Source organism: Aquibium carbonis (assembly GCF_003970795.1).
GTDB classification, from domain to species: domain Bacteria; phylum Pseudomonadota; class Alphaproteobacteria; order Rhizobiales; family Rhizobiaceae; genus Aquibium; species Aquibium carbonis.
Genome location: NZ_RWKW01000005.1, coordinates 20,949 through 40,398 on the forward strand (window position 1 = coordinate 20,949; position 19,450 = coordinate 40,398).

Below are 19,450 nucleotides of genomic sequence, written 5' to 3' on the forward strand. Positions count from 1 at the left end.
CATCGCGATTCCGCCGCCGTCGACAAGACGTTGTTTCGAAAGACGAATGCCATGTTCCGCTGGTTTGAGACCCGACTCGATCCGTTTCCGGCCGAAGAGCCGCTGGAGCCGCCGAAAACCCTGGTCGGTTTCTGTCTGCACTACACGAAGGGCTCCTGGCGATGGCTCGTGCCGTCGGCGATCCTGATGTCGATGATCGCCATTACCGAGGTATGGATGTTCTCTTTCGTCGGCAACATCGTCGACTGGCTGGCCGTCCGCGACCGCGAGACCTTCCTTCGCGACGAGGGGACGTCGCTCGCCATCATGGCCGCCCTCGTGCTCATTGGCCTGCCGCTGATGGTCTGCTTTCATTCGCTGATCAACCAGCAGGTGCTGATGGGCAATTATCCAATGCGCATCCGCTGGCAGGTGCACCGCTACCTGCTCAAGCAATCGATGACCTTCTACCAGGACGAGTTCGCCGGCCGCATTGCCACCAAGTTGATGCAGACCGCGCTCGCGGTGCGCGAATGCGTCATCAAGCTCATCGACGTGATGAACTACGTCATCGTCTATTTCGTGGGCGTTCTGGTCATTGTCGGCTCCGCGGACCTGCGTTTGGCGGCGCCGATCGCGGGCTGGCTCGTCTGCTACGTGTTCCTCATGCGATACTTCGTGCCGCGCATGGGCAAGGTCGCCGAAAAGCAGGCCGATGCCCGCTCGATGATGACCGGACGCGTCGTCGACAGCTACACCAACATCCAGACCGTGAAGCTGTTTTCGCATGCCCGCCGCGAAGCGGGCTTCGCGCGTGACGGCATGCGCGGCTTCCTGGAGACCGTCTACGCGCAGATGCGCTTGGTGACCGGCCTATACGGCATGCTTTACATGCTGAATTCTGTCTGCCTGTTCCTCGTTGGTGCCGTCGGAATCTGGCTCTGGCTCGAGGACGCGGTGTCCGTCGGCGCGATCGCGGTAGCGCTGGCGCTGGTGCTGCGGCTCTGGGGCATGTCCCAATGGATCATGTGGGAGTTGTCGGCGCTGTTCGAAAACATCGGCACGGTGCAGGACGGCATTAACTCGATCTCGATGCCCCGCCTCGTGGAAGACAGGCCCGGCGCCAAGGAGATCGTCGTCGATCGCGGCGAGATCCGGTTCGACGACGTGCGGTTCCACTACGGCAAAGACGAGGGCGTCATCGAGAAGCTGGCGTTCACCATCCGGCCGGGCGAGAAGGTCGGCCTCGTCGGCCGCTCCGGCGCTGGTAAGTCGACGCTGGTCAACCTGTTGCTGCGCTTCTACGATATCGAAAGCGGACGCATCCTCATCGACGGTCAGGACATCTCGATGGTCACGCAGGACAGCCTGCGCGCCAACATCGGCATGGTCACGCAGGACACCTCGTTGCTCCACCGCTCGGTGCGCGACAACATCCTCTATGGACGGCCCGATGCCACCGAGGAGATGATGCTGGAGGCGGCGCGCCGGGCGGAGGCAGTGGACTTCGTCGCCACGCTCGGCGATCCGAAGGGGCGCACCGGCTTCGACGCCCATGTCGGCGAGCGTGGCGTCAAGCTTTCGGGTGGCCAGCGCCAGAGAATCGCCATCGCCAGGGTGATGCTCAAGGACGCGCCGATTCTGATCCTCGACGAGGCGACGTCCGCTCTCGATTCTGAGGTCGAGGTGGCGATCCAGGAAAACCTCTACCGCCTGATGGAGGGCAAGACGGTGATCGCCATTGCGCATCGGCTGTCGACTATCGCGGCGATGGATCGCCTCGTCGTTCTCGACAAAGGCCAGGTAATCGAGGAAGGCACGCACGAGGAACTGATCGCGCGCGGCGGTCTTTACGCCCAGTTGTGGGAGCACCAGTCCGGCGGGTTCCTCGAACTGGGCGAGGCGCAGGCGGCGGAATGACGTGCAGGCTCGCCGGATAACCCGCGGGAGCAATATGACATTCCAAGAAATGGCGACATGACGACTTTAAACGACCACGACGACGAGGAGGCGATCGGCCTTCGGGAACGCTTCTGGCGGCGCGTGGAAGGGGTGCTCGACCCCTTCCACGACACCGATCGGGACGTGCTACCGAAGGATGCATGGAGCTTCATTCTCTACTTTGCCCGTCAGGCGAAAGGTCCTTTCGCGCTGCTTCTGGTCATGGGCGGCCTCGTGGGGGCTGTGGACGCTGCGCTCTACTGGTCGATCGGCTGGCTCGTAGACCTGCTGGACGAATCGGATCCGGCGCAGTTGTTGGCGCAGAACTGGCGGGAACTCCTGGGGCTTGTCATCCTCGTCTTCGTCGTCCGCTCGGTGGTGATGATCGGCTCGGCGATCGTCGAGCAGCAGATCATCGTGCCCGCCTTTTTCTCCATGGTGCGATGGCAGGCGTTTAGGCGGGTCATCGACCAGCCCTATGAGTTCTATCAGAACGATTTCGCTGGCCGCATCGCCCAGAAGATCATGCAGGGCGGCGAAGCCGTCGGCGACTTCATCGTCTCGGTGCTCCAGTCCATCTGGTCCTTCGTCACATTCCTGTTCCTGGCGGCGGCTCTGCTGGCCGCGCTCGACCCGCTGATGGGCCTGGTGCTACTCGTCTGGTGCGCGGGCTACGGCCTCATTGTTCGATACCTGCTGCCCGAATTGCGCAAAGCCGGGCGTGCCACCGCCGACCAGCGCTCCATCTTTTCGGGTCGAATGGTGGATTCCTTCACCAACATCATGGCGGTGAAGCTGTTCGACTCAGGCCGTCGCGAGCATGCGTTCGTCCGCGAGGGCCTGTCGAACTACTACGATGCGGTGACCCGGCTGACGCGCAACATCACGAGCGTCAGGGCCGCGGTAAACGTGCTCAACGGCGCGATGATGGCGGCGATCGGGACACTGGCGGTCGTCGGCTGGACCCAAGGTTCGATCTCGACCGGCGCCGTTGCGGCCGCGCTCGGCCTCGTCTTCCGTCTCAACAACATGTCGAGCTGGATGATGTTCAATATCAACGGACTGATCCGTTCCTACGCCACCGTTCAGGACGCTACCGGCACGATCTCGGTCGAGCCGGCCATTCGCGACCGGCCCGACGCGGTGACCGCGCCGCGCTCCACCGGCGACATCCGTTTCGAGAACGTCTCCTTCCATTATGGCAAGGGCGACGGCGTGATCGAAAACCTCAACCTTCACATCCAAGCTGGCGAACGCGTGGCACTGATCGGGCCGTCGGGCGCCGGCAAGACGACGATCGTCAACCTCCTGCTGCGGCTTTTCGACGTGGAGCAGGGGCGAATTCTGCTCGATGGCGTCGACATCCGCACACTCACCCAGGCATCGCTTCGAGCGCAGTTCGGTGTGGTCAGCCAGGAGCCGATGCTGATGCACCGCTCCATCCGCGACAACATCAGCTACGGTCGCCCGGGCGCCAGCGAAGCGGAGATCGTGGAGGCGGCCCGGCGCGCGGCCGCATTGGAATTCATCGCAAGCGTTCGCGATCCCAAGGGACGCGTCGGCTTTTCCGCCTATGTGGGCGAACGAGGGGTGAAGCTTTCGGGCGGCCAGCGGCAGCGAATCGCGATTGCCCGGATGATGTTGAAGAACGCCCCGGTGCTGATTCTCGACGAGGCGACGTCCGCGCTCGATTCGGAGATCGAAGCCGCGATTCAGGACAATCTGGGGCGCTTGATGGAAGGCCGCACCGTGCTTGCCGTGGCGCATCGTCTCTCCACGATTGCCGCGCTGGACCGGTTGGTGGTGCTCGACCAGGGCCGTGTTGTGGAGGAGGGGACGCACAGCGATCTGCTCGACCGCGACGGGCTGTACGCCCAGCTCTGGAAGCGGCAGTCGGGAGGCTTCCTTGCCGACAAGATCTTGTCGGAGTGAAGCCATGTCGCTGCGTCTGCCGGATCTGAAGGCTCAGGCTAGTGTTCTCGACCCGCTCGGGGTCGAGATCCTGGGCGAGAAGGCGGCCTCACTCGGGCGGGCGGGCGAGAAGGTCGAGAGGGCTATCGCGGCGCTGGAGAGCCATGTCGGCGACCACGAGGCGCGCCGTCGGTTCGTGTCGCAGGCTGCGGATGCCGTCTACGCATATTTCGTTCAGCGCGAGCTGTGCGGGTTTCGGCGGCATCACGACGCAATCGCCGACTATCGCATCCCCCGTGAGGTGCTGGCGAGGCTCGGCGCGCGCTAGACGGCGTCGCAGTCCGGGGGGCGCTGCGACGCGGCTTTCGTGCCGCTTTTGCTTTCACGGCAAAAAGCCCGCGACAAACTGCCCATCCCCATGGCTATCATATGGACAAGATAAGGCATCGCGCCTAGAAACCACGCCAATCGCCGGGGGATTCCAAGCCGGTCGCGTAGCCATAGTTGCGCGATCAGGCGCCCGACCAAGGGATGCGGAAGCCCGCGCCGGCGAAGAGTGGCGAGAGGAATAGGGCCCGTGAGCGCACACGACACCACTGAACCCAATCGCAGGGATTTCCTGTACGTGGCAACGGGTACGGCCGCCGTGGTCGGCGCGGCCGGCGTCGCTTGGCCTTTCATAGACCAGATGCGCCCGGATGCATCGACGCTGGCGATGGCGACCATCGAGGTCGACGTCTCGGCGATCGAGGAAGGCATGTCGATCACCGCCAAGTGGCGAGGCAAGCCGATCTTCATCCGCAACCGCACGGCCCAGGAAATCGAGGAGGCGCGCGCTACGCCGCTGACCGACCTCAAGGATCCGATTGCCCGCAACGAAAACCTTCTGGCTGATGCGCCGGCCACGAGCGCAGATCGTTCGGGCGGCGAAGGGCGTGAGAACTGGATTGTGATGATTGGCTCGTGCACCCATCTGGGCTGCGTGCCGCTTGGCCAGTCCGGTGATTTCGGCGGCTGGTTCTGCCCGTGCCACGGTTCGCATTACGACACGGCCGGTCGCATCCGTAGCGGGCCAGCGCCGACGAACCTGCCTATTCCGACTTTTTCCTTCATTTCCGACACGACCATTCGGATCGGCTAAAGGCACAGGGGAGCGAAAAACATGGCCGGTGGACATTCGACCTACACGCCCTCCTCGGGTATCGGACGCTGGGTGGACCAGCGCCTGCCGCTGCCGCGGCTGGTCTACGACAGCTTCGTGGCCTACCCGGTGCCGCGCAACCTGAACTATGCCTACACCTTCGGCGGTATCCTTTCGATCATGCTGGTGGTGCAGATCCTGACTGGCGTCGTTCTGGCCATGCATTATGCGGCCAGCACAGAACTGGCTTTCAATTCCGTCGAGAAGATCATGCGCGACGTGAACTCCGGCTGGCTGCTGCGCTATCTGCATGCCAACGGTGCGTCCTTCTTCTTCATTGCCGTCTACATCCACATCTTCCGTGGCCTCTACTACGGGTCCTACAAGGCGCCGCGCGAGTTGCTGTGGATTCTGGGCTGCATCATCTACCTCCTGATGATGGCCACCGCTTTCATGGGCTACGTGCTGCCGTGGGGCCAGATGTCCTTCTGGGGCGCCACGGTCATCACCGGCTTCTTCACCGCGATCCCGCTGGTGGGTGAGTGGATCCAGCAGTTACTGCTCGGGGGCTTCGCGGTCGACAATCCGACGCTGAACCGCTTCTATTCGCTGCACTACCTTCTGCCCTTCATGATCGCGGGCGTCGTCATCCTGCACGTCTGGGCACTGCACGTTACAGGCCAGACCAACCCGACCGGCATCGAGGTGAAGTCAAAGACCGACACTGTCGCATTCACGCCCTACGCGACCATCAAGGACGGGTTCGCGATGGTGCTGTTCCTGGCCGTGTTCGCCTATTTCGTCTTCTACATCCCCAACTTCCTCGGGCACGCCGACAACTATATCCCGGCCAACTCGCTGAAGACGCCGGCGCACATTGTTCCCGAGTGGTACTTCCTGCCGTTCTACGCAATTCTTCGCGCCATCACCTTCAACATCGGGCCGATCGACTCCAAACTCGGCGGCGTGCTGGCCATGTTCGGGGCCATTGCAGTGCTGTTCGTGGTTCCGTGGCTCGATACGTCGAAGGTTCGTTCGGCGGTCTACCGCCCCTGGTACAAGCTGTTCTTCTGGCTTTTCGTGATCGATTCGATCTTCCTCGGATGGCTCGGATCGCGGCCGGCGGAAGGCGTGTACGTCGTGATGTCGCAGATCGCTACCGCCTACTATTTCGGCTTCTTCATCATCATCATGCCGCTGCTCGGCCTCATCGAGACGCCGCGTCGTCTTCCCAACTCGATCACCGAGGCCGTGCTGGCGAAGACCAAGGGCAGCGCAACGGTGACGCCACACAGCGCTGCCGCCGCCCCTGAAAAGCGCGCCTGAGCCGACCGTGGATTCTGAAAGGACGACTGGAATGAAAACGATTCTGAGCGGTCTGGCGGCGGTCGGCCTGATGTTCTCGGCGACGGTCGCTGTCGCCGCCGAGTATCCGATCTACAAGCCGCAGGAAATGGACTGGTCCTTCGCGGGCCCGTTTGGAACCTACGACAAGGGTCAGTTGCAACGTGGCTTCAAGGTGTATCGCGAGTCCTGCTCGGCATGCCATTCGATGAAGCTCGTTGCCTTCCGCAATCTCGAAGCCCTCGGATTTTCCGACGCTCAGGTCAGGGCGATTGCGGCCGACTACACGATCACCGACGGGCCTGACGCCGATGGCGAGATGTTCGAGCGTCCAGGCATTCCAGCGGACCGGCTGCCTTCGCCTTTTCCCAATGAAGAGGCGGCGGCCGCGTCCAACAATGGTGCCGCACCGCCCGATTTTTCGCTGATTGCCAAAGCCCGTGCCGTCGAGCGCGGCTTCCCGACCTTCGTCTTCGACATATTCACCCAGTATGCCCAATCCGGTCCTGACTACATCCACGCCCTGCTGACTGGCTATCAAGAGCCCCCAGAGGGCAAGGACGTTCCCGAAGGGACCTACTACAACCCATATTTCATTGCCGGCTCCTCGCTCGCCATGGCGCCGCCGCTCATGGACGACGTGGTTACCTATGATGATGGTTCGCCCCAGACAGTAGAGCAGTACGCGCGCGACGTTTCTGCATTCCTGATGTGGGCCGCGGAGCCGCATCTTGAGGAACGCAAGAAAGTCGGATTTCGTGTGATGATCTTCCTGCTGATCTTTGCTGGTCTCGTCTATCTGACCAAGCGCAAAGTGTGGACGGAAGTCGCGCATTGACTTTGTAAACATTTGAATTCTGAAGAGGCGCCTCGTGCGCCTCTTTCTTCGTGGGCAGCCAACGGGTGTTGAAACAAGCCGGCGGTGCATGCCCACCGTGCGGCAAGCTCTGCCAGACGTGCTCGGGACATGGCGATGATTGAGTGATGATGCGTACTGGCGAACAATCAGGCTGAAAGCGCGATAGCGGGCGCAGCTTACGGGCCATTTCTCCGGGAAGAGAAACGACAGCAGTAGCGAGGTCAAGCGGTCAGGGCCTAAGTGATCGACGGCTTTCCATCGGATCGGTTCACCCCTACAACCATCCCACAACAAGGCATGTCCATGAAAACCACGGTCGAAGAGACGCTCCTGTCGGCGATCCGCACCATTCCCGATTATCCCAAGCCGGGCATTCTGTTTCGCGACATCACCACGCTGCTCGGCAACGCCCGAGCCTTCCGGCGCGCTGTCGACGAACTGGTGCATCCCTATGCCGGTACCAAGATCGACAAGATTGCCGGCATCGAGGCGCGCGGATTCATCCTCGGCGGGGCGATCGCGCACCAACTCTCGGCCGGCTTCATCCCCATCCGCAAGAAGGGAAAGCTCCCGCACGATACCGTGCGTGTCGCCTATAGCCTCGAATACGGTGTCGATGAGATGGAGATGCACCGGGATGCCGTCCAGCCCGGTGAGAAGGTGATCCTGGTTGACGACCTGATCGCGACGGGCGGTACGGCCGGTGGGGCCTGCCGGTTGCTGACCCAGATGGGCGCCGACATCGTGGCGGCCTGTTTTGTGATCGACCTGCCGGACCTTGGCGGTCGAGCCAAACTCGAGGCGCTGGGCGTGGAAGTGCGCACGCTGATCGCCTACGAGGGGCACTGACGCGAAACGGCCGGGCTTTCACGAGCATTCTTCGTTGTGCCGAGTGGCCTTGTGGGTCGGGAGCGACGACATAACCGTTTGTTGGCGAGTCGCAGCCTCGTCGCGGCATGAATCGGTTGTTCCCGCGCAAATGCTTACCGACGATTAACGATTCCTGCCTAGCGTGACGGAGCAATGCCGAGAGAATTGGGATGATTCCGCAGCCGTCCTCGCACGGAGCTAGAGAACACCGCAGGCGCGTGCTGAAGGGCGCGACGATCTTGCTTGGCATCAAGCACTCGGAGATCAGTTGCACCATCCGCAATATGCACGAGCATGGGGCCGAGATTCGGTTGCCGCCCTCAACAGTCGTGCCCGACAATTTTCTCGTCTACGTTCCGTCCGATGGCGTTGGCTATCGCGCCAGCCTTCGCTGGCGCATTGGCGACCGCATCGGCGTCCAGTTTCTGGGCACGGAGCCGAAGCCAAGCTGGCACTACGGAATGTAGGTTCGGGCTCGGATCAGCCCCAGCATTCAGCCAGTCTTCATCAGCACCATGGTCGTGAAACGCATCACCACAGCGCCGTCGGCATCAAGCGCTTCATTCTCCATCGCTACCATGCGCCAGCCTGGCCGCGAGGCCAGCGGTCGCTGGCTGACGGCCTTGCGAGTGAAACTGATGGTGTCGCCGGCATAGACCGGCTTGAACCATTTGAGGTCGCGAATGCCGGCCGCCGGTCCAAACTCGATCGGTTCCCCAAAGGCCTTGGACCGTTCCACGATGGTTGGCATCATCGCGGCGTAGTACTTCATCCAAGTCGATACCGTATGCCAGCCAGACGCGCACAGACGCCCGAAGACGCTTGCCTTGGCGGCCTCCTCGTCCAGGTGGAAGGGTTGCGGATCGAACTTGGCGGCAAAGGCCTTGATCTCCTCGGCGCCGAAAGTGTGGCTGCCGAGCCGAATCGTCTCGCCGATTGCCAGTCTCTCGTCAAGGCTCATGCGCTGGCTCCGGGATTGCGCAACAGGAACATGCCGGTGTTGGCCATCTCGCTGACCAGTTCGCCGTTCTGGTTGAACAGTTCGTGCCGCACGGAAACGAAGCCGAGGCCCGGCCTCGACGAGGATACGCGCCGGGACAAAACGATGGTGCGTCCCGTAAGCGTATCGCCGGCGATCAGTGGCTTGCGGAAGTTGAGATGGTCGACGCCTGGCGAGCCTTGGGACGTGGAATCCAGCAGATAGGCGTCGCACATCATGCGCATGAACACGCCGGCTGTGAAAAGGCCGGATGCGCCAAGGCCGCCGAGAAGGCTGGCCTTGCCCGCTTTCTCGTCGAGGTGCATGGGCTGTGGGTCGAACTCGGCGGCGAACTCGATCATCTCGGCCGCGTCTACAGTGCGCGGACCAAGTTCGATGATCTTGCCTATCTCAAAGTCCTCGTAGGCCCATGTCTTGTCCGTCATACAGCGCCGCCTTGTTCAAAACCGAACGGTTTTTCGCCGGTTTCGCCTGATGGCGCAAGTCCATCGGGATCATTGACGAACGCACGCGAACACGCCTTCCATGGAACCGCATCTGATCGTATCGCAAGAAGTGGGACGGGGCGGGCATGACGAACGGATCGCTAGAACTTGATGGTGCGCTTGATGCCTTCGCTCGGGAGCGCCTGTCGCGTCTGCCGATGACGCTGGTCGGGGAGGGGACAGTGCTGTTTCGCCCGGGCGACGAACCCGGGGGCTTCGTGCTGGTCAGGTCGGGCCGGGTCGCGGTATACCTGACCGGGCGGTCAGGACGCGAAATCCTGCTCTACACCGTCGAGGCGGGCGAGACTTGCATCCAGACGACGCTCGGCATCCTGGGCGACCAATCCTATTCGGGCGAGGCGATCGCCGAAACGCCCGTCGCAATGACCGTTATGCCGCGCGGGCTGTTCATGGAATTGATGGAGAGCTCGCCGGGCTTCCGTCGCTTCGTCTTCCGTGCCTTCGCCGAGCGGATGGGTGATGTCACGCGGGTGCTCGAGCAGGTCGCCTTCGTGCGCATCGAGGAGCGCCTGGCAGGGTTCCTTATGGAGCGCGCAGACGCGGCCGGCGTCGTCCAAATGACGCATCATCAGATCGCCGCTGCGATCGGCTCTGCACGCGAGGTGGTATCGCGGCGTCTCGAGGCGCTCGCCGCAAGGGGCTACGTTGACCTCGATCGCGGCCAGATTCGGATCGTCGACCGTCCCCGCCTATCCGTGTTGCTCGGCGGTTCGTCGGCGGTTCTGTGACTACGTCACCGACATTCATGCGTGGAAGGTCCATGTGTTGCCATCGGCCCACGGCGAATCCCGCGGGGAACAGACGATGAAGGACAAGAACCATGTTCACGACCAACGAAGGCACAATCGACCGCACCCTCCGCGTGGTCGCCGGGCTCGTGCTGCTCTCGCTCTTTTTTCTCTATCCGGACGCGTCATGGCGCTATTGGACGCTGATCGGCATCGTACCCATCGCGACGGGGCTGATCGGATGGTGCCCGCTCTACACGGTGCTCGGCCTGTCCACCTGTCCCGTCAAGCGAAGCTGAGGACGATACAACATTTTCCAGCGCTCGGACGTCTCGCTTTCGAGCACGAAGCCCTCTCATTCGTAAAAGCGCCTTGTGGGGTTGGTGATCAGGACCGTCAGGCCGGCCGCCTGCGCCTCGGCGATTGCGGCGCCGAGAGCCCAGGCGCCGATGTCACGCTTCTGGACCGGTTGCGCGACGTTCAACGTGCGCACGCGCTGGCGATCCTTCTCTATCATTGTGAGAAGGGCGCCGGCCGGTTCGCCGTCAGCGAGAGTGACGAGCATGCCTTTGGGATTGAAGCTTATTACTGTCACGCTTGGCGGCCACCCGCCTCACAGGGCCTTAGCATAGGCGCGCATGCAGGCTTCCTCAAGGTCGAGGGAGAAGGGCGCGTCGTCGGTACTGGGCGGTCTGAGGGCGAGGGCGACCATGCTGAGTTCGGCTCACGCTAGGGGCGATCACGAAGCGGCCACCGTTTGCCGTCAGACGTTGAACTTGAACAGCAGCACGTCGCCGTCCTGGACGACGTAGTCCTTGCCTTCGTCGCGCGCCTTGCCGGCTTCCTTGGCCGGCACTTCGCCGCCGAGACCAACGAAGTCGTCATACGCAATGGTCTGGGCGCGGATGAAGCCCTTCTCGAAATCGGTGTGGATGACGCCGGCCGCCTGCGGGGCCTTGGTGCCCCGATGGATCGTCCAGGCGCGCGTCTCCTTGGGGCCAACGGTGAAATAGGTGATTAACTGCAGGAGATCGTATCCGGCGCGGATTAGGCGGTCGAGGCCTGGCTCCTCCAGCCCGAGATCGGCCAAAAACTCCTGCGCTTCCTCGTCTGGCAACTGTGCCACCTCGGCCTCAATCGCGGCGGAGATGATGATAGTGCCTGCACCCTGCGCAGCCGCCATCGTCTCGACGGCGGCGGTGTGCGAATTTCCCTTGGCGGCGTCGGCTTCGGAAACGTTGCAGACGTAGAGCACCGGATGGGAGGTTAGGAGGTTCAGTGAATGCAGGATCTCGAGTTCGTCCGGCGGCAGCTTGGAGAGCAGGATGCGTGCCGGCTTGCCATCGTGGAGCAGCGCCAGCGCCTGTTCCATCACCGGCAGGATCGTAAGCGCTTCCTTGTCCTTGACCCCGGCGCGCTTACGGAACTGGACGATGCGCCGCTCGAGACTGTCGAGATCAGCCAGCATCAGTTCGGTCTCGACCGTTTCGGCGTCGGCCACGGGGTCGATGCGCCCCTCGACATGGGTGATGTCGTCGTCCTCGAAGCAGCGCAGCACATGCACCACCGCGTCGACCTCGCGGATGTTGGCGAGGAACTGGTTGCCCAGGCCTTCGCCCTTCGAGGCGCCGCGCACGAGGCCTGCGATGTCGACGAAGGAGATGCGGGTCGGGATGATCTCCTTCGACTTGCCGGCCGCCGCCAGTTTCTTCAGCCTGGGGTCGGGCACCGCCACTTCGCCGGTGTTCGGCTCGATGGTGCAGAAGGGATAGTTCGCCGCCTGCGCGGCGGCCGTACGGGTGAGCGCGTTGAACAAGGTCGACTTACCCACGTTGGGAAGCCCAACGATGCCGCATTTAAAGCCCATGGGTATGAACTCTCCTAAAGGCCGAACATGTCGGCCGGGTCGTGCAGGAATGGATTGACGGCCGACTGGCCATCGAATTGCTGGCCATCGTGTAAATCCTCGGAGAGGAAATGGCTACACCTCAGTTCCAGCCGCGAGCCCAAAATCAGGCAGTTTCACCCGGAATAGCCGCTGGCGCCGGCGGCTGACCTATTTTTCGTGGCGATCGGTCAAGCCGGATGCGGACTACGTCGCGACACTCCAGACCAGCGACGCCGCCGCGAGGGCGGCGAGCAGTCCGAGGATGATCAGCACACCATCTCGTGCCACCAGGCCGAGCGCGATGAAGCCGATGGCGGCGCCGGCGATCGAGGCGGAAAAGGGGACGAGTTCGAGGAAGGGTACGCAGAAAGCGATCAGCACGCACAACAGCGCCGGCGCGATGCTGAACGGCCGCGCGGCGAGGAAGGCGAGGCGCTGGCCGGTGAGGCGATCGAGGAACCGCGCTGGCTTCTGCAGCCAGTGGGTCGCCGTGTCGAGCTTCGAACGAGCGACGCGGCGATTGCCCAGAAAGCCGGGTAGCCAGAGCGTATGCCGCCCGATCGCCAGTTGGAGGGCGGCCAGTGCGACGATGGTAGCGCAGGCTGTCGACAGGCCCGGAATGCCACTCGCCGGCGACACCATGATGAGGGCCGGAACAAGCATTAGCGAAGCCAGCGCGTCCCCGCCGATCGTCTCGACGAGTTCCTCCACCGAGACGTCGCCATCCCCCTCGGCCGCACTTTCCACTGTCTCGACGAGGCTCTCGACCTCGCCTGGCTCGGAAGGCTCGCTCATGCCCATGACCCTCTGGTTGGTGAAACCGCGACCGGAACGCGCCGGAGGGCGGGTCGTTGCATGCGCACGGGCAGGTCGCGGGGCGTCGCCAGGATCGGGGGCGCGGGCACCCCGACCGCCGGCCGCCCCTTCTCCAATCAGGACGATGTCCGGGTCGCATGCGGAAAGACGTTCGTGGAGAGACAGAACGGTCAGTCGAACAGGTCGGCGATGATGGCCTGTTCGGCCTTCTCCCACCGGAGTACGACGTCGCCGACCTCTTCGATCTCGTCCTCACTGAGATGGTGGGCGCCGTCCGCGTCGATCCGACAGAGGCTGAACGGCTTGCCGACGCTGGCAGAGGTGAGGTCGAGCGCTTGCAGGACCCGCAGCACTGCCGCGCAGCCGAAATGTACCGACCGCTCGGTTAGGTGGAAGTGCGAAAGCAGTGAGCCGGCCTGCTGGGCCATCGCGGCACCACTGCCGATGGCGTGGAACCCGATATCTGCATAGTGGCCGATCATACCCGACGGCGTGATCTCCAGGATCCAGGGCTCGCCGTCTCTCCACCCCGCGACCATCACATAGGCCGACGGCGTCCCTCCATCTTCCTCGCCCGGCACATCGGCAATAAAGGTTTCGTAGTGATGGCGCAGAATTGGCAGGACATGTTCTTGAACCGCGCGCCCGATATCGGGAGCCTCCAGAATCGCGGCGCTGTTGTCGTTGAAGCGGCGTTTGACATCCGTCAGCACGGAGCGCGCGCCGCTGCCGCCCCAGGCAGCCGATTTGCCCAGTGGGTGAAGCTTCTCGGCCGGGTAAGTCATGCCTCGCCCCTTGTCGGTAATCTGGGAGTCCGAACCAAGCACGACGCCATCCCGGCACACGGTGGCAAGCACGACAGTCATGGCGCAATCCTTTCAGGCCAGATTTCCCGAACCATCCGGTCGGACAAGGGTGATGTGGCTCCGCGAGCCTCGACGATCGGATCGATGCGCCACGACGCAAACTCCGCCCCACCTATACGCCTTTGGCCGGCTGACGTTCCACCGTGAGCGGAGCAAGGTATGTTTGGGAGATTTCGTCCAATGAGGCCGCGGTGCCCGCTTGCCTTTCGCGATCTGTTCAGTCGCCTTTGCCGAACAGCCGCTTCAGCATCGCTGCCATCGGGCCGGTTTCGGGCAGCTTGACCGGCTGCTGCGGTGGGCGGGCCTGACGGATGTGGCTTTTGCCCTTGGGCGGGGAGGGCGCTTCGGCGTCGCTCGTTTCGCGGCGCGACTTCGCGTCTCCGGGAACGGCAAGGGCGGCCTTGTTCATGAAGGAATTGTCGTCGCCCTTGACCAGCATTTCGGCATGGTCGGCGATGGCGTCGATCAACGGGTCGAGCCAGATGGAGTCGATCTTGGCGAAGTCGCCCAGCACCCAGTTGTGCACGAGCGCCTTGTCGCCCGGATGGCCGATCCCGATACGGACGCGGCGGTAGTCCTTGCCAACATGGCTGTCGAGCGAGCGGATGCCGTTGTGGCCGCCGGCGCCGCCGCCGGTCTTGATGCGCAGCTTGCCCGGCGCGAGGTCGAGTTCGTCATAGAGGACGACAATGTCGGAGGGAGCGAGCTTGTAGAACCGCATCGCTTCCCCGACCGATTCGCCGGAGGCGTTCATGAAAGTCTGCGGCTTGAGTAGCAGCACCTTTTTGCCGCCGATCATGCCTTCGGCGATCTCGGCGCGGAACTTCTTCGCCCAAGGCGAGAAGGAATGGCGGCGGGCGATCGCGTCCGCCGCCATGAAGCCGACATTGTGCCGGTTTCGGGCGTACTTGGAGCCGGGATTGCCGAGACCTGCGATGATATGCATGGGTCGGCCCTCCCGTCGGTGGGTCTACTCCCCGCCTTCTGCCGTTTCCGCGTCCTCGGCGCCTTCCGAGCGCAGGCCAGCGGGCGCGGCGATCGTGGCAATGGTGAAGTCACGGTCGGTGATCGTCGGCTTGACGCCTTCCGGCAATTTCACCGCCGAGATGTGAATGGAATCGCCGAGATCTGTGCCGGTGAGGTCCACGGTAATGAACTCCGGGATCGCATTGGCCGGGCAGATGAACTCGACCTCGTGGCGGACGATGTTGAGAACGCCGCCGCGCTTGAGGCCGGGGCTCTTCTCCTCATTGACGAAGTGGACCGGTACTTCGACGGTCACGACGGAATCGCGGTCGACGCGCAGGAAGTCGACATGCATCGGGAAGTCCTTGATCGGATCCAGCTGGAAGTCCTTCGGCAGGACCTGGATCTTCTCGCCATTCACGTCGATCGTCGCGACGGTGGTCAGAAAACCGCCGCCGTGAATCTTCATGTAGACGTCCTTGTAGGACAGGGCGATGGCGATGGGGGGCTGCTTGCCGCCGTAGATCACGGCGGGAACCTTACCGTTGCGGCGAACATCCCGGGCGGACCCCTTACCGACCCGTTCGCGCGCCTCGGCCTTCAGCTCGTAAGCCTGCTGGCTCATGGCATTTCCTTTCGGTGTTGCTGGAGCGCTTGGGGCCGGCCAGGCCGACCTCAAACGTCGAAAGCCGCCTTGTTGGGCGGCCCTCAGCCGCGTTGCCTCCAAGGGTGTCTACGCGGGTGGCGATCCTATAGCCGAAGGGGTGCACGAGCGCAAGTTGGGTGCGACCGATCGAACGAGGCCGGAACCGGTTTTGCGACGGGCCCATTGCAAGGGGTACAACGGCGCGCCAGGCTCGGCTAGATAGAGTCGCTTGCTGCCCACCGCCCACCTGCCATGGAGGCCATGCAATTGAAGCCGATCGGACGCACGATCCTCATCGGGTTGCTCACCGCCGCGCCGCTCCTCATTACCTACGTGATCGTGCGTTTCCTGTTCCAGATGCTGTCCAGCTTCGGCGAGCCCTGGATCAGAGGGGTGGCGCGCGGCTTGCGCGCGACCAATCCGGGTATGGCCGACCTGCTGCTGAACGATGTCCTGCAGTCCATCGCTGCCGTATTCGTTGTGCTTCTGTTCCTCTATCTGCTGGGTTGGGGCGCAGGGCGCGTGGTCGGGCAGCGTCTCATCTTCCTGTTCGAGAAGGCTGTGGGCGCCATTCCGTTCGTCGAAGCCATCTACCGCGCAACCAAGCGCTTCCTTGCTATAAGCGGCCCATCCGGAGAAGACAGCCAGCGCGTGGTTCTCATCGACTTCCCGTCGCGCGACATGAAGGCGATCGGGATCGTTACACGCACGCTGCGCGATGCCACCACTGGAGACGAACTCGCCGCCGTCTATGTCCCAACGGCGCCTAATCCGACCAACGGCTATATCGAGATCGTCCCGTTCAGCAAGCTGACTTTCACCGACTGGACCTTCGACCAGGCCATGGCCTTCGTCGTCACCGGCGGCTCCAACGCGCCCGACGAAATCCACTACTCCCAATCGGCAGATGCCCAGAATGCCACCGACAAGCCGGGCGCCGAAACCGCGGCCGCCGGTTCTTCTGGCTGATCACGTCCTGCCATCGCGGCCGCCCAGACCAGGGATGGGCGCAAGTGGTCTCATTCCCTCTCATGGCTCGTGAGCGTCAAAGGTTCCAGGACCGCTGCGATCTCTCCCATTCGCGCCAGTAGCGCCCCTCGACGCCCAGCACGTCCTCCTCGGTCAATCCGACGTCGTCGAGCAGCCGTTTGTCCAGCTTGGTCGCCAGGGAGGGCCGCCGTGGTCGCCTCCGCGCCAGCAGAGGCGCGATCCGGATCCATAGCGTGGCCAGCTTTGCCGGATATCTGGAAATCCTGGTCGGCATCGCGTTCGTTTCCTTCCATCCTGCCCGCGGATCGCAACTTTGCGCTTGCGTTGACATCAGGCAAACGAATTGAAAGAATGGCTGTCATCAGGATTACGAATGATGGGGCGCAGCAATGCAACTGGACAGCGATCTGTTGCGCACGTTCGTCGCCGTTGCCGAAACCGGAAACTTCACGAAGGCGGGCGAGCAGGTCGGGCGTACGCAATCGGCCGTGAGCATGCAGGTTAAACGGCTGGAGGAGACCCTAGGCGACATCCTGTTCGAACGCGGTTCGCGCGGCGTGGTCCTCACGCGCAAGGGCGACCTGCTGTTGCCCAATGCCCGCCGGATCGTGGCGCTTATGCACGAGACGATGGCGGCATTTCGAGCGCCGCCGCTGAGCGGGCACGTTCGCATCGGCATCCCGGAGGAATACGGCCAGTCCATCCTGTCGCGCGCGCTCGGCGCATTTTCGAAGCGCCACCCGGATGTCGATCTCACGGTCAATTATGGTTGCTCGGCTGTCCATCTCGCAAAGGTGCAGGGCCGCGAACTCGATCTGGCTGTGATCTTCGAGTGGCAGGATTTCTCGGAAGGCGAGATACTGATGACCGATCCGACCGTCTGGGTAACGTCCACCATGCATCGCATGCACGAGGAGACGCCGGTGCCGATCGCGCTCTACGGCAGCACGGGCTGGTGCCGCGAGTTCGCCCTGCGTTCGCTCGAGCAGCGCGGTGTCGAGTATCGCATCGCCTATTCCAGCGACACCAGCGGCGGGCTCAAGCTGGCTGTCCTGTCCGGCCTCGCTATTGCGCCGATCTCGCGCAGCAACATCCCCGAGGGTTGTCGTGAACTCGGAGCCGGAGACGGTTTTGGCGTCATCGACGCCTCGCATGTCGTTCTGCACCGGCACCCCCGTTCAACCGGCGGGGCTGTCAGCGGCATGGCCGATGCGATTCGCGAAGCTTTCGGGACCTCGCTGGCCACTTCCCTCGTGGCTTGATCGACCGCCCGCCCTTGACGCGCCCTGGCGCTTGCTTTCCTTAGTCGACCGCACGTTGGCCGAAGGAGATGCACCATGGACCATTTCACAAGCGGGCAGCGGCCCAGCAAGCGGGCCTCATCGGACTGGTTCACCGGCACGGTCTGGCAGGACCCGATCGTGGAGGCGGACGAACCGTCGCGGGTGAGGGCGGTGACTGTCCATTTCGAGCCCGGCGCACGCACCAACTGGCACACGCATCCGCTTGGCCAGACCTTGCACGTGGTCTCGGGTTTCGGCCTGGCGCAGAAGCTCGGCGAGCCGGTGATCGAGCTCCGTCCGGGCGACACGCTCTGGATCGCGCCGGGGGAAAAACACTGGCACGGCGCCGCGCCTGACACGGCCATGTCGCACATCGCCATCCATGAGGCGCTCGATGGCAAGCACATCGACTGGATGGAACCGGTCACGGACGATCAGTACCCGGGTCGCTAGACAGCCAGTTTTTCCGTCGAAGGCTGTGGCCTCAGCCGACCGGCCGAAGCTCCTTCATTGACGGCAGGAAGACCGTCAGCAGACCGAGAAACGGCAGAAGAGAACAGATCCAGAAGACGAACTCGATCCCCCTCGCGTCGGCGACCACACCGAGGACAGCCGCCGCAATACCGCCGATGCCGAAGGCCATACCAAAGAAGATACCTGCGATCATGCCGACCCGTCCAGGCACCAGTTCCTGCGCAAAGACCACGATCGCGGGAAAGGCCGAGGCGAGGACGACGCCGATCACGACGGTGAGGACGCCGCTCCAGAACAGGTCCGCGTATGGCAGGGCGAGCGTGAATGGCAATACGCCCAGGATCGAGAACCAAATCACCGTCTTGGAACCGAATCGATCGCCGATTGGCCCGCCCAGCACCGTTCCGAGTGCCATCGCGCCGAGGAACAGGAACAGCATCATCTGCGATTGCTGCACCGACACGTCGAAGCGCTCGATCAGGAAGAATGTGTAATAGCTGGTAAGCGAGGCCGTGTACGTGTTCTTGCTGAACATCAGCAGCGCCAGAATCGTGATCGCCAGCACCACCCGATTGCGCGATATCGGCAACGTCTTGCTGGCGGACGGTCGGCCGGCATTGGCGGCGTTGTAGCGACCATACCAGTTGCCGACCTGGCGCAGGATGAGCATGCCGAGAAGCGCCATCAGCGAGAACCAGGCGACGCTGCCTTGGCCGCGCGGCACCACGATGAAGGCGGCCAGCAGCGGCCCGATGGCAGTGCCGAAGTTGCCGCCGACCTGGAAGAGCGACTGCGCCAGCCCGTATCGCCCGCCGGAGGCGAGCCGCGCCACCCGCGAGGCTTCCGGATGGAAGATCGCCGAGCCGATGCCGATCATCGCCGCGCCTGCGAGCAGCAGCGGATAGGTGGTCGCATAGGCGAGAAGCAGCAGGCCACACATGGTTGAGGCCATCGCGAAAGGAAGCGACTGGGGCATGGGTCGCTTGTCGGTGTACAGCCCGATCGCCGGCTGCAGCAGCGAGGCCGTGACCTGGAAAGTGAACGTCAGCAGGCCGATCTGCCAGAAATCGAGCGCGTAGTCTTCCTTCAGCATCGGGTAGAGTGCTGCCAGCAGGGACTGCATGACGTCGTTCAGCATGTGGCAGAGGCTCACTGCGAAGATGACGGGGAAAACAGTCGTGGAGGCGGTGCGGCGAGCAGTGCTGATGGTCGTGTCGGTCAAGATGCTGGTCCCGGATGTTC

Annotated in this window: 23 protein-coding genes; 13 read left to right on the forward strand and 10 right to left on the reverse strand. The window is 63.1% G+C overall.

The annotated features are described in order from the left end of the window. Nucleotides 1–51: 51 nt before the first annotated feature. The 8 genes from EJC49_RS02270 (at nt 52) to EJC49_RS02305 (ending at nt 8,512) form a co-directional block, all read left to right on the forward strand. The gene (locus EJC49_RS02270; RefSeq protein ID WP_126697841.1) at nt 52–1,899 is read left to right on the forward strand and encodes an ABC transporter ATP-binding protein; all 1,848 of its coding nucleotides are present in this window, start codon (nt 52–54) and stop codon (nt 1,897–1,899) included. A gap of 57 nt (nt 1,900–1,956) precedes the next feature. Further along, a complete protein-coding gene (locus EJC49_RS02275) occupies nt 1,957–3,852 on the forward strand; it encodes an ABC transporter ATP-binding protein (RefSeq protein ID WP_126697842.1) in 1,896 nt (631 codons plus the stop codon). 4 nt (nt 3,853–3,856) lie between these two features. Continuing rightward, a complete protein-coding gene (locus EJC49_RS02280; RefSeq protein WP_126697843.1) occupies nt 3,857–4,159 on the forward strand; it encodes a DUF6665 family protein in 303 nt (100 codons plus the stop codon). Nucleotides 4,160–4,408: 249 nt separating this feature from the next. After that, nucleotides 4,409–4,972 (forward strand): ubiquinol-cytochrome c reductase iron-sulfur subunit, encoded by a 564-nt coding sequence (gene petA, locus EJC49_RS02285; protein WP_126697844.1) that lies wholly within the window; start codon nt 4,409–4,411, stop codon nt 4,970–4,972. A 21-nt stretch (nt 4,973–4,993) separates the two neighbouring features. Then, nucleotides 4,994–6,298, forward strand: a complete 1,305-nt coding sequence (locus EJC49_RS02290; protein WP_126697845.1) for a cytochrome b — start codon at nt 4,994–4,996, stop codon at nt 6,296–6,298. A 31-nt stretch (nt 6,299–6,329) separates the two neighbouring features. Further along, complete coding sequence (locus tag EJC49_RS02295) at nt 6,330–7,154, forward strand: cytochrome c1 (protein ID WP_126697846.1); 825 nt, start codon at nt 6,330–6,332, stop codon at nt 7,152–7,154. 324 nt (nt 7,155–7,478) lie between these two features. Then, complete coding sequence (locus tag EJC49_RS02300) at nt 7,479–8,024, forward strand: adenine phosphoribosyltransferase (RefSeq protein ID WP_126697922.1); 546 nt, start codon at nt 7,479–7,481, stop codon at nt 8,022–8,024. A 191-nt stretch (nt 8,025–8,215) separates the two neighbouring features. Continuing rightward, entirely contained in the window at nt 8,216–8,512 is a 297-nt protein-coding gene (locus tag EJC49_RS02305) for a PilZ domain-containing protein (RefSeq protein ID WP_126697847.1), read from the forward strand. A gap of 26 nt (nt 8,513–8,538) precedes the next feature. Here EJC49_RS02305 and EJC49_RS02310 read toward each other — a convergent pair whose 3' ends face one another. Both EJC49_RS02310 and EJC49_RS02315 read right to left on the reverse strand, forming a co-directional pair. Next, on the reverse strand, nt 8,539–9,006 hold the full coding sequence (locus tag EJC49_RS02310; RefSeq protein WP_126697848.1) for a MaoC family dehydratase: 468 nt from the start codon (nt 9,004–9,006) through the stop codon (nt 8,539–8,541). Continuing rightward, nucleotides 9,003–9,470, reverse strand: coding sequence for a MaoC family dehydratase (locus EJC49_RS02315; protein ID WP_126697849.1), 468 nt, complete (start codon nt 9,468–9,470; stop codon nt 9,003–9,005). The genes EJC49_RS02310 and EJC49_RS02315 overlap by 4 nt, the downstream gene beginning before the upstream one ends. A 146-nt stretch (nt 9,471–9,616) precedes the next feature. Between EJC49_RS02315 and EJC49_RS02320 the strand changes: the two genes are divergently transcribed. Together EJC49_RS02320 and EJC49_RS02325 are read left to right on the forward strand one after the other, a co-directional pair. Then, nucleotides 9,617–10,279 carry a Crp/Fnr family transcriptional regulator gene (locus tag EJC49_RS02320; protein ID WP_126697850.1) on the forward strand — a complete coding sequence of 221 codons (663 nt, stop codon included), beginning with the start codon at nt 9,617–9,619 and terminating at the stop codon, nt 10,277–10,279. A gap of 92 nt (nt 10,280–10,371) precedes the next feature. Then, the gene (locus EJC49_RS02325) at nt 10,372–10,578 is read left to right on the forward strand and encodes a YgaP family membrane protein (protein WP_126697851.1); all 207 of its coding nucleotides are present in this window, start codon (nt 10,372–10,374) and stop codon (nt 10,576–10,578) included. A 56-nt stretch (nt 10,579–10,634) separates the two neighbouring features. On the opposite strand, the gene EJC49_RS02330 is transcribed toward EJC49_RS02325, so the two are convergent. The 6 genes from EJC49_RS02330 to EJC49_RS02355 all read right to left on the reverse strand — a co-directional run bounded on the left by EJC49_RS02330 (nt 10,635) and on the right by EJC49_RS02355 (nt 15,440). Next, on the reverse strand, nt 10,635–10,844 hold the full coding sequence (locus tag EJC49_RS02330; RefSeq protein ID WP_126697852.1) for a hypothetical protein: 210 nt from the start codon (nt 10,842–10,844) through the stop codon (nt 10,635–10,637). Nucleotides 10,845–11,042: 198 nt separating this feature from the next. Then, nucleotides 11,043–12,146, reverse strand: coding sequence for a redox-regulated ATPase YchF (gene ychF, locus EJC49_RS02335; protein WP_126697853.1), 1,104 nt, complete (start codon nt 12,144–12,146; stop codon nt 11,043–11,045). A gap of 225 nt (nt 12,147–12,371) precedes the next feature. Further along, nucleotides 12,372–12,962: an exopolysaccharide biosynthesis protein gene (locus tag EJC49_RS02340; RefSeq protein WP_170314573.1), complete on the reverse strand. Its 591-nt coding sequence runs from the start codon at nt 12,960–12,962 to the stop codon at nt 12,372–12,374. 191 nt (nt 12,963–13,153) lie between these two features. Continuing rightward, nucleotides 13,154–13,849 (reverse strand): Ntn hydrolase family protein, encoded by a 696-nt coding sequence (locus tag EJC49_RS02345; RefSeq protein ID WP_126697855.1) that lies wholly within the window; start codon nt 13,847–13,849, stop codon nt 13,154–13,156. A gap of 217 nt (nt 13,850–14,066) precedes the next feature. Continuing rightward, nucleotides 14,067–14,795, reverse strand: coding sequence for an aminoacyl-tRNA hydrolase (pth, locus tag EJC49_RS02350; protein ID WP_126697856.1), 729 nt, complete (start codon nt 14,793–14,795; stop codon nt 14,067–14,069). A 24-nt stretch (nt 14,796–14,819) separates the two neighbouring features. Continuing rightward, nucleotides 14,820–15,440, reverse strand: a complete 621-nt coding sequence (locus EJC49_RS02355) for a 50S ribosomal protein L25/general stress protein Ctc (RefSeq protein WP_126697857.1) — start codon at nt 15,438–15,440, stop codon at nt 14,820–14,822. Between the two features lie 282 nt (nt 15,441–15,722). Between EJC49_RS02355 and EJC49_RS02360 the strand changes: the two genes are divergently transcribed. Beyond that, nucleotides 15,723–16,430: a DUF502 domain-containing protein gene (locus EJC49_RS02360; RefSeq protein WP_210211740.1), complete on the forward strand. Its 708-nt coding sequence runs from the start codon at nt 15,723–15,725 to the stop codon at nt 16,428–16,430. Between the two features lie 76 nt (nt 16,431–16,506). Here the strand turns inward: EJC49_RS02360 and EJC49_RS02365 are convergent, their stop codons facing one another. Then, entirely contained in the window at nt 16,507–16,725 is a 219-nt protein-coding gene (locus EJC49_RS02365) for a hypothetical protein (RefSeq protein WP_126697859.1), read from the reverse strand. Nucleotides 16,726–16,840: 115 nt separating this feature from the next. On the opposite strand from EJC49_RS02365, the gene EJC49_RS02370 reads away from it, so the two are divergent. Then, complete coding sequence (locus EJC49_RS02370; RefSeq protein WP_126697860.1) at nt 16,841–17,713, forward strand: LysR family transcriptional regulator; 873 nt, start codon at nt 16,841–16,843, stop codon at nt 17,711–17,713. 75 nt (nt 17,714–17,788) lie between these two features. Then, nucleotides 17,789–18,187, forward strand: coding sequence for a (R)-mandelonitrile lyase (locus EJC49_RS02375; protein WP_126697861.1), 399 nt, complete (start codon nt 17,789–17,791; stop codon nt 18,185–18,187). A 31-nt stretch (nt 18,188–18,218) separates the two neighbouring features. Here the strand turns inward: EJC49_RS02375 and EJC49_RS02380 are convergent, their stop codons facing one another. Further along, complete coding sequence (locus EJC49_RS02380) at nt 18,219–19,430, reverse strand: MFS transporter (RefSeq protein ID WP_245453227.1); 1,212 nt, start codon at nt 19,428–19,430, stop codon at nt 18,219–18,221. Nucleotides 19,431–19,450: the final 20 nt, after the last annotated feature.